General features: G+C 70.2%; 11 protein-coding genes and 2 pseudogenes. 8 read left to right on the top strand and 5 right to left on the bottom strand.

Annotated elements, in window-relative coordinates:
• Nucleotides 1-8: 8 nt before the first annotated feature.
• The gene (locus AB0H78_RS15725; protein WP_363234928.1) at nt 9-1,541 is read right to left on the bottom strand and encodes an amino acid permease; all 1,533 of its coding nucleotides are present in this window, start codon (nt 1,539-1,541) and stop codon (nt 9-11) included.
• Nucleotides 1,542-1,659: 118 nt separating this feature from the next.
• Nucleotides 1,660-1,840, bottom strand: a pseudogene (locus tag AB0H78_RS15720) (ADP-ribosylglycohydrolase family protein); the annotation flags it as partial.
• Nucleotides 1,841-1,893: 53 nt separating this feature from the next.
• On the opposite strand from AB0H78_RS15720, the gene AB0H78_RS15715 reads away from it, so the two are divergent.
• A complete protein-coding gene (locus tag AB0H78_RS15715) occupies nt 1,894-2,274 on the top strand; it encodes a transposase (protein WP_363234927.1) in 381 nt (126 codons plus the stop codon).
• Nucleotides 2,265-2,501: pseudogene (locus tag AB0H78_RS15710) on the top strand (ABC transporter permease); the annotation flags it as partial. The gene AB0H78_RS15715 and the pseudogene AB0H78_RS15710, both read left to right, overlap by 10 nt.
• A gap of 27 nt (nt 2,502-2,528) precedes the next feature.
• On the opposite strand, the gene AB0H78_RS15705 reads toward AB0H78_RS15710, so the two are convergent.
• Together AB0H78_RS15705 and AB0H78_RS15700 are read right to left on the bottom strand one after the other, a co-directional pair.
• Complete coding sequence (locus AB0H78_RS15705; RefSeq protein ID WP_363234926.1) at nt 2,529-3,374, bottom strand: siderophore-interacting protein; 846 nt, start codon at nt 3,372-3,374, stop codon at nt 2,529-2,531.
• Between the two features lie 49 nt (nt 3,375-3,423).
• Nucleotides 3,424-4,329 (bottom strand): 5'-3' exonuclease, encoded by a 906-nt coding sequence (locus AB0H78_RS15700; protein WP_363235155.1) that lies wholly within the window; start codon nt 4,327-4,329, stop codon nt 3,424-3,426.
• Between the two features lie 229 nt (nt 4,330-4,558).
• Here AB0H78_RS15700 and AB0H78_RS15695 point away from each other — a divergent pair, with 229 nt between their 5' ends.
• From AB0H78_RS15695 to AB0H78_RS15680, 4 genes are all read left to right on the top strand, one after another.
• Complete coding sequence (locus tag AB0H78_RS15695; protein WP_363234925.1) at nt 4,559-5,638, top strand: betaine/proline/choline family ABC transporter ATP-binding protein; 1,080 nt, start codon at nt 4,559-4,561, stop codon at nt 5,636-5,638.
• Entirely contained in the window at nt 5,631-8,243 is a 2,613-nt protein-coding gene (locus AB0H78_RS15690) for an ABC transporter permease/substrate binding protein (protein ID WP_363234924.1), read from the top strand. The genes AB0H78_RS15695 and AB0H78_RS15690 overlap by 8 nt, the downstream gene beginning before the upstream one ends.
• A 139-nt stretch (nt 8,244-8,382) precedes the next feature.
• The gene (locus AB0H78_RS15685) at nt 8,383-9,375 is read left to right on the top strand and encodes a hypothetical protein (protein ID WP_363234923.1); all 993 of its coding nucleotides are present in this window, start codon (nt 8,383-8,385) and stop codon (nt 9,373-9,375) included.
• Nucleotides 9,376-9,422: 47 nt separating this feature from the next.
• Nucleotides 9,423-10,040: an XRE family transcriptional regulator gene (locus tag AB0H78_RS15680; RefSeq protein ID WP_363234922.1), complete on the top strand. Its 618-nt coding sequence runs from the start codon at nt 9,423-9,425 to the stop codon at nt 10,038-10,040.
• Nucleotides 10,041-10,053: 13 nt separating this feature from the next.
• Here the strand turns inward: AB0H78_RS15680 and AB0H78_RS15675 are convergent, their stop codons facing one another.
• A complete protein-coding gene (locus AB0H78_RS15675; RefSeq protein ID WP_363234921.1) occupies nt 10,054-11,151 on the bottom strand; it encodes a TDT family transporter in 1,098 nt (365 codons plus the stop codon).
• Between the two features lie 70 nt (nt 11,152-11,221).
• Here AB0H78_RS15675 and AB0H78_RS15670 point away from each other — a divergent pair, with 70 nt between their 5' ends.
• Both AB0H78_RS15670 and AB0H78_RS15665 read left to right on the top strand, forming a co-directional pair.
• A complete protein-coding gene (locus AB0H78_RS15670) occupies nt 11,222-12,178 on the top strand; it encodes a LysR family transcriptional regulator (RefSeq protein ID WP_363234920.1) in 957 nt (318 codons plus the stop codon).
• Nucleotides 12,175-12,570: a hypothetical protein gene (locus tag AB0H78_RS15665; RefSeq protein WP_363234919.1), complete on the top strand. Its 396-nt coding sequence runs from the start codon at nt 12,175-12,177 to the stop codon at nt 12,568-12,570. Before AB0H78_RS15670 ends, AB0H78_RS15665 begins: the two co-directional genes overlap by 4 nt.
• The last annotated feature ends 55 nt before the right edge of the window (nt 12,571-12,625 follow it).

The raw sequence follows: 12,625 nt of genomic DNA, 5'->3' as shown, positions 1-12,625 counted from the left end.
GAGGGCGGTTACGCGTTCTCGGTGCGCCCCCGCCGCAGCCGGTAGGCCGCGCCGAGCGCGACCGTGGCGCCGACGAACAGCACCGCGAACCAGCGGAAGTACCAGTGGCCGCCCGTCGGGTCGTAGACCGCCGCCCGCGGCCACGCCAGGTTGACCGTCATGAACAGGCCGTAGACCAGGGCCAGCGCATTGACCGGCACACCCCACCTCCCGAGCGAGAACAGCGGCTCGCCCCGCTCGTCCACCGCGTCCGTGCGCGGTGCGTACTCGCCGCGCAGACGGCGCAGCAGCATGGGGCCCGTCACCATCGAGTACGCCAGGTACAGCATCACGATGCAGGTGGTCCCGATCGCCAGGAACGCGTCGGGCGAGGCGAAGTTGAGCAGCAGGAGCGCCGCCGCGAGCACGCCCACGACCAGCGCGGGCGCGGTCGGCATACCGGTGCGGGGGTTGACCCGCGAGAGCAGGCCTGAGCAGGGCAGCCGGCCGTCGCGGGCCATGGAGAAGAGCATCCGGCAGCCCGCCGTCTGGATCGCCAGCGTCGCCACGGCGATGGCGACCACCACGTCCACGAGCAGGGCCCGGCCGATGCCGTCGCCGAGGCTGCTGGTCAGGACGTAACTCAGCCCGTCGACCGCCAGACGGCCGTCGGTCAGGCTGGGCGCCGCGAGCAGACCGCCGAGTACGAGCAGCCCGCCCAGGACCCCGGCCGCACCGAGCGCGGTGAGGACGGTACGGGGCGCGGTGCGGCGGGGGTCGCGCGTCTCCTCGCTCATCTCGCCCGCGCTGTCGAAGCCGATCAGGACGTACGCCGCCGTGAACGAGCCGACCAGCAGGGCGCCGAGCAGGCCCGCCTCCGTACCGCCCGTGTGGAAGGTGATCCCCGGGGTGCGCTCGGAGTGGGTGAAGAGCAGGATGGCGATCAGTACGGCGCCGATGATCTCCGCGGTGACGCCGACCCGGTTGATGACCGACATCAGCCGGTTGTCGAGGACGTTCACGAGCGTCGTCAGGAGCAGCAGGACCGCCCCGAGCACGGCCGCGTTCGCCGCGCCGCTGGGGGAGAGAGGTGACGGGTCGTCGCCGATGAGCTGGAAGCCGGACCAGATCGGCGGCATCACCATCTGCAGCGCGAGCGCCGCCGCGGCGACCACCACGACCTGGCCGATGACCATGATCCAGCCGGCGAACCAGCCGAAGGAGGGCGTGCTGAGCCGGGTGGACCACTGGTAGATCGCACCGGAGATCGGGTAGCGCGCGGCGAGTTCGGCGAAGCAGGCGGCGACGAGGAGCTGGCCGGTGAGGACGGCGGGCCAGGCCCAGAAGAAGACCGGGCCGCCGAAGGCGTAGCCGACGGCGAAGAACTGGAAGACGGTCGTCAGGACGGAGATGAAGGAGAACCCGGCGGCGAAGGACGCGTACCGGCCTAGGCTGCGGTGCAGCTCCTGCTGGTAGCCGAACTCCCGCAGGGAGAGGTCGGGTTCGGCTTCGGGGCGTACGGGCGGATCCGGACGGACGTCCGTGGGGGCGACGGCGGACATGACGGCACCTGCTCTCAGGCGGGGCACGCGGCCTGGGCCGCATTCCTGTCGGATGACAGAAATTAGGGACGGCCTGTTTCTGGCGGATGACGCAGCCGTGTCCGGGGGGCACCTAAGTGCTCACGGTGCCGGCGTCCCCGCCGAGGTTGATCGCCGCACCCAACGCCGCCTCGAAGCCGGTGGTTCGCAGCGCCCACAGCGCGGAGCCCAGGCAGGGGCCAGACCGCGCTGTTGAACTCGGCGGCTTGCTCCGGGTGCCAGTCGGGCGTCAAGGCCGTGGTCCACCAACCGCGGTGATCGGCCGGCTGAGCCCAAGCTCAGGAGATGCTGGACGTGGCCGAGCAGGCGGGATTTGCTGGTCCCGTCGCCGTTGACCGGTGAGCAGTGGGAGCGCGTCTGTGCGGTCATTCCGTCGGCGGGCCGCTCCGACTGCATGGATATGCGCCTGTTGCTCGAAGGGGTCCTGCACAAGCTGCGGGAGGGGATCGCATGGAAGGATGTTCCGAAGGATCGGTGGCCTTCATGGAGGCCCGTGTACAACCGTTCGCGCGAGTGGTTGGAGGACGGGACCTGGAAGGCCGTCATCGAGGCCTTGGGGTCGTATGAAGGGACGGAGATTCCGCCCGCTTATCAGCTCCCGCCACTGCACGTTACGGGAACCTTTAGCCCTCGGCTCATGGGCACCGCTATTGAGATGAGCGAAAGCGGCGATGCATTCGGCGCACCTTCTTGATGCTGTCGGCGGCGTTCCTCACTTCGGCCTTCGTGATGCCGTCCTGGATGCAGCACATCGCGGACTTCAACCCGGTCAACTGGGCGATGCTCGCGGGCCGTTCGGCGATGTCCGCCGACCCGGACCGGGGCGTGGTGCTCGGCCGGGGCGGCGCGCTGCTCGCCCTGGCCGTCGCCGCGGTGTGGCTCTCCACGCGCACCTTCTGCTCGTACCGGAAGTCCGTCTAGTACGAGGGCGGGGCGAGCCCGGGCCGGTCAGGCGGAGGCCTGCTCCTGCTCGGCCTCGACCTGCGCGTTCCAGTCGCGCTTGATGGCGCGCCAGCCCTCGTCGGTCTGACCGAGCCGCCAGTAGCCCGAGATCGAGAGGTTCTCGCGCGGAACCTCCCGGTCCAGGCGCAGATGACGGCGGAGTTCCTTCACGAAGCCCGCCTCTCCGTGGACGAAGGCGCAGACGTCCCCCGCGGGGAAGTCCAGTTCGCGTACGGCGGCGAGCAGGGCCTTGCCCACCGGGGCGTCGCCGCGGTGCAGCCAGGTGATCTCCACGCCGTCGGGGGAGGCGACCTTCTGCTCCTCCGAGGAGTCCGTCACCTCGACGAGGGCGCGGACGACCGCGCCCGGCGCCATGCGCTCCAGGGAGGCGGCGATCGCGGGCAGTGCGCTCTCGTCGCCCACCAGGAGGTGCCAGTCGGCGGCCGGGTCGGGGGTGTAACCGCCGCCGGGGCCCAGGAAGTTGACCTTCGCGCCGGGCTGGACCCGTGCCGCCCAAGGACCCGCGAGACCCTCGTCGCCATGGACCACGAAGTCGACGGTGAGCTCGCGCTGCACCGCGTCCCAGGCGCGCACCGTGTACGTACGGGTGACGGGCCACTGCTCGCGCGGGAACTCCTCGCGGATGCGGTCCATCGCGAACGGCTCGGGATAGCTCACACCCTCAGGGGCGAAGAGCACCTTGATGTAGTGGTCGGTGAACTCCGTGGCGTCGAAATCGGACAGCCCCTCGCCGCCGAGCACGAGGCGCACCATGTGCGGTGTGATCCGCTCGGTGCTGAGGACCTGCGCCTCGCGGGACTGCGGCGCCTTGCGGACGGGCTGTTCTGCCACGGAGCTCTCCCCTGATCACGTATCGCTTAGGTTTGCCTAAGTTAGCACTCTAGGCCGAGAGCGTGGTGAGCAGGCGCTGAAGAGAGCCGCCCAGGCCCCACTGCGCCGCCAGCTCGTCCAGCGTCGCGGGATCCAGCGGCTCCTTCGGCAGCGCGGGGTCGAACTCCGGCAGGGGGACGTCCGACGCGACCCGCACCACGGTGGGGGCGACGGCGATGTAGGGCCTGGCCTCGTCCAGCTTCTTGCGCTGGGAGGGGGTGAGCTTCGCTGCCGGGTCGTCGACCGCGGCCATGATCCCCGCCAGGTCGCCGTACGCGTCGAGCAGCTTGGCCGCGGTCTTCTCGCCGATGCCGGGAACGCCGGGCAGACCGTCGCTCGGGTCGCCGCGCAGCAGCGCCAGATCCACATACCCCGAGCCGGTCACGCCGTACTTCTCGCGGAGCACCGCCTCGTCGGTGAGCTGCAGATTCCCGACGCCCTTGAGGGGATAGAGCACCCGCGCACCGCGGGCGTCGTCGACCAGCTGGTACAGGTCACGGTCGCCGGTGACGATGTCGACGGGTCCCCGCGCAAGGCCCGCGAGGGTGCCGATGACATCGTCCGCCTCGTACCCCTCGACACCCACGCGTGCGATGCCGATCGCGTCCAGTACGTCCTCGATCACCGGGATCTGCGGGGCGAGAGTGTCCGGCGTCTCCTCCGCATCGGGTCCCTCCTCCGTCTCCTCCGCGACCCGGTGCGCCTTGTACGAGGGGATCAGGTCCACCCGCCACTGCGGACGCCAGTCGGCGTCCATGCAGGCCACCAGGTCGTCGGGACGGTGGTCCTGGACCAGGCGTGCGATGAAGTCGAGCAGCCCGCGCACGGCGTTGACCGGGCTGCCGTCGGGTGCGCGCACCGAATCGGGGACCCCGAAATACGCGCGGTAGTAGAGGGAAGCGGTGTCGAGAAGCATCAGACGTCGGGTCATCACTCGATGATGCCGTACCGCACTGACAGTCACCGCTGGTGAGCTGGCTCACTCCTGTGTTTGGTGCGCATAAACGAGGGCAGGCGCGGCATCGGAGCGAAACCTGTCCCAATTTCAAGTAACGGACAGGTGAGAGCGGGCCGAACCCGTGTCGCTCCACGACCTGTCGACACGGGGGTGCCAGGTCGTTTTCCGTTCAACGCGTGAGGTGTATGTGTCCAGGCTGCAGGCCGAGCACTTGTACAAAGTCTTCGGCAGACGACCCGACGAAGCTGTGACCCGGCTCAAGGGCGGGACCGACCGGGACGAGCTGCGCGCCGACGGGACGACCGCCGCCGTGATCGACGCCTCGTTCAGTGTCGACCCGGGCCAGATATTCGTCGTCATGGGTCTCTCCGGATCAGGTAAGTCCACGCTTCTGCGCATGCTCAACGGCCTGCTGGAGCCGACCGACGGACGCGTCCTCTTCGACGGCCAGGATCTGACCGCGCTGAGCGCCCGTGACCTGCGTGCCGTGCGCTCCAAGAAGATCAGCATGGTCTTCCAGCACTTCGCTCTCTTCCCGCACCGCAGCGTGCTGGAGAACGCCGCCTACGGCCTGGAGGTCCAGGGCGTACCGCGTGCGGAGCGCGAGAAGCGCGCCACCGAAGCACTGGAGATGACCGGTCTGGCCGGCTGGGAGAAGTCCTGGCCCGACGAGCTCTCGGGCGGTATGCAGCAGCGCGTGGGCCTGGCCCGCGCCCTGGCGACCGACGCCGACCTGCTCCTGATGGACGAGTCGTTCAGCGCGCTCGACCCGCTGATCCGCCGTGACATGCAGGACCAGCTCCTTGAGCTGCAGAAGCGGCTCAAGAAGACGATCGTCTTCATCACCCACGACTTGAACGAGGCCATGCGCCTCGGCGACCGTATCGCCGTCATGCGCGACGGGGAGATCGTCCAGAACGGCACCGCCGAGGACATCCTCATCAACCCGGCCAACGACTACGTCGCCTCCTTCACCAAGGACGTCGACCGCACCCGGGTGCTCACCGCCGCCTCGATGATGACCGACCCGCACCGCCCCGACGCGGGCAGCGGCTGCAGCTGCGAGACCGTCACTCCTGACACGAGCTTCAACGACCTCTGCGGAGTGGCCGCGCGCGTGCCGCACCCGGTGACCGTGAAGGACGCCCAGGGCAAGCTCGTCGGTGTCGTGCATCAGTCGCGGCTCGTCGGCTTCCTCGGGGAGTACGCCGAGGGACCCGTCCCCTGTGACGCCGCCCCCACGAAGAAGGCGGTCGCCAGTGCCTAGGATTCCCTTCGGTGACTGGGTCAACAGCACCGTCGACTGGCTTCTGGACCACATGTCCTGGCTGTTCGACTTCTTCAAGACGATCTTCGAGGGCGCGTACGACGGCGTCTACGACGTCCTGTCCGCCCCCGAGTCCCTGCTCATGGCCGGCATCCTCGCGCTCATCGCCTGGTGGTTGCGCGGTCTGCTCGGCGGCGTCCTCGCGTTCGTAGGGTTCTCCTTCATCATCTCCCTCGAGCTGTGGGACCACGCGATGATGACGCTGTCCCTGGTGCTCGTCGCCACGGTCATCGCCCTCGTGATCTCCGTGCCCGTCGGCATCTGGGCGGCCCGCTCCCAGACGGTCAGCTCGATCGTCCGCCCGGTCCTGGACCTGATGCAGACGCTGCCGGCGATGGTCTACCTCATCCCGGCCCTGCTCTTCTTCCGGATGGGCGCGCCCGCGGGCATCGTCGCCACCCTCGTCTTCGCGCTCGCCCCCGGTGTGCGCATGACGGAGCTGGGCATCCGGCAGGTCGACAAGGAACTGGTCGAGGCCGCCGAGGCGTTCGGCACCTCGCCGCGCAACACCCTCCTGCGCGTCCAGCTCCCCCTCGCACTCCCGACGATCATGGCGGGTGTCAACCAGGTCATCATGCTGGGCCTGTCCATGGCCGCCCTCACGGGCATGGTCGGCGCCGAGGGTCTCGGCGCGGACGTCAACCAGGCGATCGGCCAGCTCGACGTCGGACTCGGCGCCGAGGGCGGCATCGCCATCGTGATCCTGGCCGTCTTCCTGGACCGCATCACCAGCGGCCTGGGCCAGCAGGTCTCCCCGCTCGGCCGCCGCGCGCTCGCCAAGCTGCGGGCCGCGCAGGGCGTGAAGCTCTGGAACTACCAGCTGCAGCCCGTCGCCGCACTCGCCGGTGTGGTCGCTCTCGCGCTCGTCGCGGGCGGCATGGGCGTCTTCGGCGGTACGTCGTCGCCGGCCACCACCTCGGACGCGAAGAACGTGGGCCAGGGCAAGAAGGTCAACATCGGCTACATCCCGTGGGACGAGGGCGTCGCCTCCACCTTCCTGTGGAAGGAGGTCCTGGAGCAGCGCGGTTACGAGGTGACCACCAGCCAGCTCGACGCCGGCCCGCTCTACACCTCTCTCGCGCAGGGCGATGTCGACTTCCAGACGGACTCCTGGCTGCCGACGACGCACGCCGAGTACTGGAAGAAGTACGGCAAGGACCTGGAGGACCTCGGTTCCTGGTACGGCCCGACCTCGCTCGAGCTCAGTGTGCCCTCGTACATGAAGGGCATCGACTCGCTCGATGACCTCAAGGGCAAGGGCGGCACCTTCGACGGCAAGATCACCGGCATCGAGCCGAGCGCCGGGATGATGTCGATCCTCAAGGACAAGGTCCTCAAGGAGTACGGCCTCGACAAGGAGTACAAGGTCGTCGACGGCTCCACGCCCGCGATGCTGGCCGAGCTGAAGGCCGCGTACGCGAAGAAGGAACCGATCGTCACGACGCTCTGGTCCCCGCACTGGGCGTACAGCGACTTCGACCTGAAGAAGCTCAAGGACCCGAAGGGTGCCTGGGGCAAGGGCGACGGCGTGCACACGCTGGCGCGCAAGGGCTTCTCCAAGGAGAACCCCACCGTCGGCAAGTGGCTGAAGAACTTCAAGATGACGGAGAAGCAGCTCACCGGTCTCGAGGCGGAGATCAACAAGGCCGGCAAGGGCAAGCAGCAGGAGGCCGTGCAGTCCTGGCTGAAGGCGAACCCGGACGTGGTCGACAAGATCGCCCCGCTGCCGAAGAAGTCCTCGGGGTCGGGCGAGTCGAAGAGGCCGCTGAACGCCGCGTACTTCGCGTGGGACGAGAACATCGCGGTCGTGAATCTGTGGAAGCGCGTGCTCGCCGACCGCGGCTACAAGATGAACCTGACGCCGTCCGACGTCGGCCCGGTCTACACCGGGCTCGCGCAGGGCGACCTCGACATCAACTTCGACGCGTGGCTGCCGACGACGCAGAAGACGTACTGGGAGAAGAACAAGGCGAACCTCAACGACCTGGGGTCCTGGTACAGCCCCACCTCTCTCGAGGTCGCCGTCCCGTCCTACGTCAAGGACGTGAAGTCCCTCGCCGACCTCAAGGGCAAGGGCAGCACGTTCGGCGGCAAGATCATCGGCATCGAGCCGGGCACCGGCGTGATGGCCGCGCTCAAGGACAAGGTCCTGCCGGGGTACGGCCTCGACAAGGAGTACAAGATCGTCTCCGGGTCGACGCCGGCGATGCTGACCGAGCTGAAGGCCGCGTACGCCAAGAAGGAGCCGATCGCGGTGCTTCTGTGGTCGCCGCACTGGGCGTACAACGAGTACAAGCTCACCAAGCTGGCGGATCCCAAGGTCGCGTTCGGTGCGGGTGACAAGATCCGCACGATCACGAGCAAGGACTTCCCCTCGCAGTACCCGCAGCTCACTCAGTGGATCAAGAACTTCAAGATGAGCGAGTCCGAACTCGCCGGCCTGGAGAACGAGATCAACAAGAAGGGCAAGGGGCATGAGGCCGACGCGGTCGACGCGTGGCTGAAGGCCCACCCGGGGTACGAGGACAAGATGGCTCCGCAGTAGTCCCAGCGAGCCGGTAACTCCTTCGCTCCGTAAGGGGTGGGCGGCGTCGCACAGCCAGGACACAGTCCCGGCGTGGTGTGGCGAAGCCCACCCCTTCGCGCTGTCCGCGCGGTCGCTGCCCGCGCCTAGTGTCGGCCAGATGCAGCAGTCGACCGCCACCACCCTGCGACGGCCTGTGGCCCTCGCCGCGGTCGCCCTCGCCGCAGTTCTCGCCCTCGCGCAGATACGGACCGCCGACGCGACGCCCGTCGCGGCGGCCGCCACCGCTCTCGCCTCGTCGATCGAGGACGTCCAGGCGTCGGACGGTCATGAGTACAACGCCACCGACTCCGCCGGGCACACCATGGACGCCGCAGAGATCGTCCAGTCCGCCGACGGCAGCTATCTGGCCGTCTACCACTCGATGCTCGCCGACGGCCGTTTCCACGCAGCCCTCGCCACCTCCACCGACCTGCTCCACTGGCAGCGCCGCCACGACTTCGGCCCCGGAACCTCCCAGCCGGACCTCGCCCGCGCGGACGGCGGCCGCTATGTGCTCGCCTGGGAGCAGGACCCGCACAACCACATCGCCGTACGCGGCTACCGCGACCTCGATGCGCTCATCGCCGGACACGCCGACCGTGCCTTCGACGCACCGCGCACCCTCTCCGCCTGCGCCGAGGGAACCCCCAGCATCACCTCCGTGCACGGCGGCACCATCGAGCTCACCGGCCACTACCGCAACCGCTGCGACACCGACCACCAACTGCGCGCCACCCTCACGGACTTCACCACCTGGCAGGCGCGGCCCGACACGCGGATCGACCGTGCGCTCTACGCCTGGGGCGACGGCGGGAACATCGGCGACCGCGACCCGGTGACCTACCAGGGACACCGACTCCTGCTGGTCGAGGGCCAGGGCAGGCGCGGCGACTTCGCCAGCTGGCGCACCTACGTCTACGACCCCAAGAGCGGCCGGGCCGTCCTCGCCGCCCTGCGCACCCACGGCGGCAGCACGGCCTTCGCCAACCCCTCGGCCACCCGCATCACCGCCCCGGACGGCACGCCCGCCCTGCTGGTCAGCGTGTTCATCCCGAGCGAGGGAGCGGCAGCGGGCGAAGCAGGTCAGCTGCTGTACTGGCACTCCCTCTGAGCCCGCCGCGCACTATGGTGGTGCGACCGGACGGGAGGGGAGGCGCGATGTCGGATCAGAAGCCGGACGAAAAGGACGTGCTCCGGGTCGGCGCGGCCGTCAGAAGGCGCCGCCGCGGTCTCGGCCTGACCCTCACCACCGTCGCCGCACGCAGCGGCCTCTCGGTTCCCTTCCTCAGCCAGATCGAGAACGAGCGCGCCCGCCCCAGCACCCGCTCCCTGCACCGCGTCGCCGAGGCGCTGGAAACGACCGCCGACCGGCTGCTGACCGCCGCCGACGCGGCGCGCGTGGTCGACCTCGTACAAGCGGGGGAAGACCCGGAGACCGAGGCGGACACCGAGGCGGGTGTGCGGCTGCTGGTGCGCGGACAGCATCAGATGCAGGCCCTGGAGTTCACCGGCGAGCACGACGCGGGCCGTGAATTCCTGCACCGCAACGACGAGTTGATGTACGTGGTGGAGGGCGCCGCCGAGGTCGAGGCGGAGGGCCGGGTCTATCTGCTGGGCCGTGGCGACACCCTCTATCTGTCCGGCGGGGTACGCCACCGCTGGCGCGCCACCCTCGCCTCCACCCGCATCCTGCTGGTCGCCGTGGCCGACCACATCGACGCGACGGCCCAGACCACCACGGCCCGCCAGTCCTCGGACGACGCGCCCTGCCGTTAGGCCAGTTTCGGACCTAGACCTTCACCGGGGCCGCGAGCAGCCGGCCGGCGGCCAGTCCTCGTACGGTACGGATCCCGGCCACCGCCCAGGCGGTCACGAGCACGATCCACAGGGCCACCGCCAGCCACTGGTAGGCGACCAGGCCGGTGTGCCGTGCCAGTCCCGCCGCGCCCGTCACGCAGGTGCCGACGGGGAAGGTGAAGGCCCACCAGGTCATCGTGAACGGCATCCCTCGGCGGGCGGCCCGCGCCACCAGCGCCACCGAGAGCGCCAGCCAGAGCAGGGCGAAGCCCAGCACCGGGACCCCGTAGACGACGGCGAAGGCGCTGAACGCGTCGGCGTACGGAGCCCCGATCGCGCCCTGCGCGACGTCCGCCAGCTGGTTGACGGCGGTCGTGGACTGGCCCAGCGGGCCGAGTACGAGAAAGACGGCCGGCGTCAGCGCGAGGGGCAGCGGACCCGAGGTGATCAACCGGGCGAAGACCATCGGCAGCATGACGAGGGTGGCGAGCAGGCTCACCCCGAACAGCGCGTAGCAGCCCAGGAGCATCGCCTCCTGCCACTGCCCCGCGGGCAGATGAGGGATCAGACCGGGGCCGACGGCGGCGGACACCATCGGGGCGACCACCGGAAGCAGCCAGACCGGTGAGGCGCTGCCCGGCTCGACGCGGTGGCGCACCACCATCAGATACGGGATCCCCGCGGCGGCCACCAGCCCGGTGACCAGACCCGCGCTCCACAGCACCGCGTCGACGGCGACCGCCGTCGACGTGCCCGTCCAGGCGCTGCCCACGGCCAGGGTGGCGCCGCCGACCGCCGTGAGGGCCATGGAGAGGCAGCCGTAGAAGGGGGCGACGGTGGGGTCGTCGAGATGGGCGCGGGCCTGGTCCCGGTGGAAGGTCCAGTGCCCGGCGCGGGCCACGAGCAGCACGAGCAGCATGACCGCCGACAGCGCCCAGACGAACGGCAGCCCGGGGATGTGCACCGGAAGGGCGGCCCCAGCCGTCGCGACGATGGCCGTTCCCATCACCGGGGCGTACCAGTTGGGGCCGAGATGGCGCAGCGCGGCGGGGGCGGCCGCGTAGGGGCGGGACTGAGCGAGGACGGTCATGGGACCAGGGTCCCGTCGCGCGGGACCGCCCACCAGGGACCGCGTACCTATGAGGGCATAAGCTCGGCTTATGAGCAGCCCGCTGTCCCACCGCGTCCCCGACCTCGCCGCCCTGGAGCTGCTGCTCGCCGTCGCCCGCCACGGCAGTCTCGGCAAGGCGGCCCGCGAACTGGGCATCTCCCAGCCCGCCGCCAGCGGCCGTATCCGCTCGATGGAGGCGAGGCTCGGCGTCGTCCTGGTCGAGCGCTCCCCGCGCGGCTCCCGGCTCACCGACGCGGGCGTCCTCGTCACCGACTGGGCGCGCCGGATCGTCGAGGCGGCCGAGGCCTTCGACGCGGGCGCCCAGGCGCTGCGCGACCGGCGCGACTCGCGGCTGCGCGTCGCCGCGTCCATGACGATCGCCGAGTACCTGCTCCCCGGCTGGCTCATCGCACTGCGCACCCAGCGTCCGGACACCGCGGTCTCCCTCCTCGCCGGGAACTCCGTCGCGGTCGCCGCACACCTCCTGCACGGCGAGGCGGACCTCGGCTTCGTCGAGGGCCTCGCGGTCCCGGACGGCCTGGAAGGTACGGTCATCGGCCGCGACCGCCTGATCGTCGTCGCGGCGCCCACCCACCCCTGGGCCCGCCGCCGGTCGCCCCTCACCCCGGGCGAACTGGCCGCCACCGCCCTCATCCTGCGCGAACAGGGCTCGGGGACCCGTCAGGTCCTGGACGCCGCACTCGCCGCGCACGGCGGCCTCGCGGCCCCCCTCCTCGAACTCGCCTCCACCACCGCGGTCAAGGCGGCGGCCGTCAGCGGCGCGGGCCCCTCCGTGCTGAGCGAGCTCGCCGTACGGGAGGAACTCGCGTCCCGCCGCCTGGTGAAGATCCCGGTCGAGGGCATCAGGCTCAGCCGCGATCTGCGCGCCGTCTGGCCCACCGGACCCCAACCTGCGGGTCCGGCGCGGGACTTGCTGGTCCTGACACGCCCCGGCGGTGAAGGCGCCGGTTTGCCGGGCGCGCCTCGGGCAACCCGAAACGTATGACTGATCAGAACAAGACAACCCACAGCACAGGAACCGCCGCACGCCGCACCGCCAAGGCGGCCAAGAGCGACGCCGATGCGGCGCTCACCCAGTCCAAGGAGGCGACGGAGACCGCGAAGGACGCGGCAGGCACGGCCACGGACGCGGCGGGCACCGCAGGACAGGCGGCCCTGAAGGGCGTGCAGGCCGGCCGCCAGGCCATCGAATCCGCCTCGGGCCAGGTCGTGGCGGCGGCCACGACGACCTGGACGCTGATCACCTCGCGCAAGGCGCTGGTGATGGGCGCGGGGGCGGGCGCCGCGGTGCTGAGCGCCGCCTCGTACATGGCGGGCCGCCACAGCGAACACCACGCCCACGGCCCGGTCACCCGCCTCACGGGCGGGCGTATCTGACCGCACCACCGCGGAAATCCACTGGTGTCCGGCGGGCGCGGCGCGGACCATACGG

It is taken from the genome of Streptomyces sp. NPDC050738, assembly GCF_040654175.1.
Taxonomy (GTDB): Bacteria; Actinomycetota; Actinomycetes; order Streptomycetales; family Streptomycetaceae; genus Streptomyces.
This window is presented reverse-complemented; position numbering and strand designations above follow the sequence as displayed.

Bases quoted from the DNA above. Each gene is read 5' to 3' on its own strand.
- AB0H78_RS15675 (WP_363234921.1), bottom strand. From the start codon at position 11,151: ATGACCGTCCTCGCTCAGTCCCGCCCCTACGCGGCCGCCCCCGCCGCG.
- AB0H78_RS15670 (WP_363234920.1), top strand. From the start codon at position 11,222: ATGAGCAGCCCGCTGTCCCACCGCGTCCCCGACCTCGCCGCCCTGGAG.
- AB0H78_RS15700 (WP_363235155.1), bottom strand. From the start codon at position 4,329: ATGCTTCTCGACACCGCTTCCCTCTACTACCGCGCGTATTTCGGGGTC.
- AB0H78_RS15685 (WP_363234923.1), top strand. From the start codon at position 8,383: ATGCAGCAGTCGACCGCCACCACCCTGCGACGGCCTGTGGCCCTCGCC.
- AB0H78_RS15725 (WP_363234928.1), bottom strand. From the start codon at position 1,541: ATGTCCGCCGTCGCCCCCACGGACGTCCGTCCGGATCCGCCCGTACGC.
- AB0H78_RS15665 (WP_363234919.1), top strand. From the start codon at position 12,175: ATGACTGATCAGAACAAGACAACCCACAGCACAGGAACCGCCGCACGC.
- AB0H78_RS15680 (WP_363234922.1), top strand. From the start codon at position 9,423: ATGTCGGATCAGAAGCCGGACGAAAAGGACGTGCTCCGGGTCGGCGCG.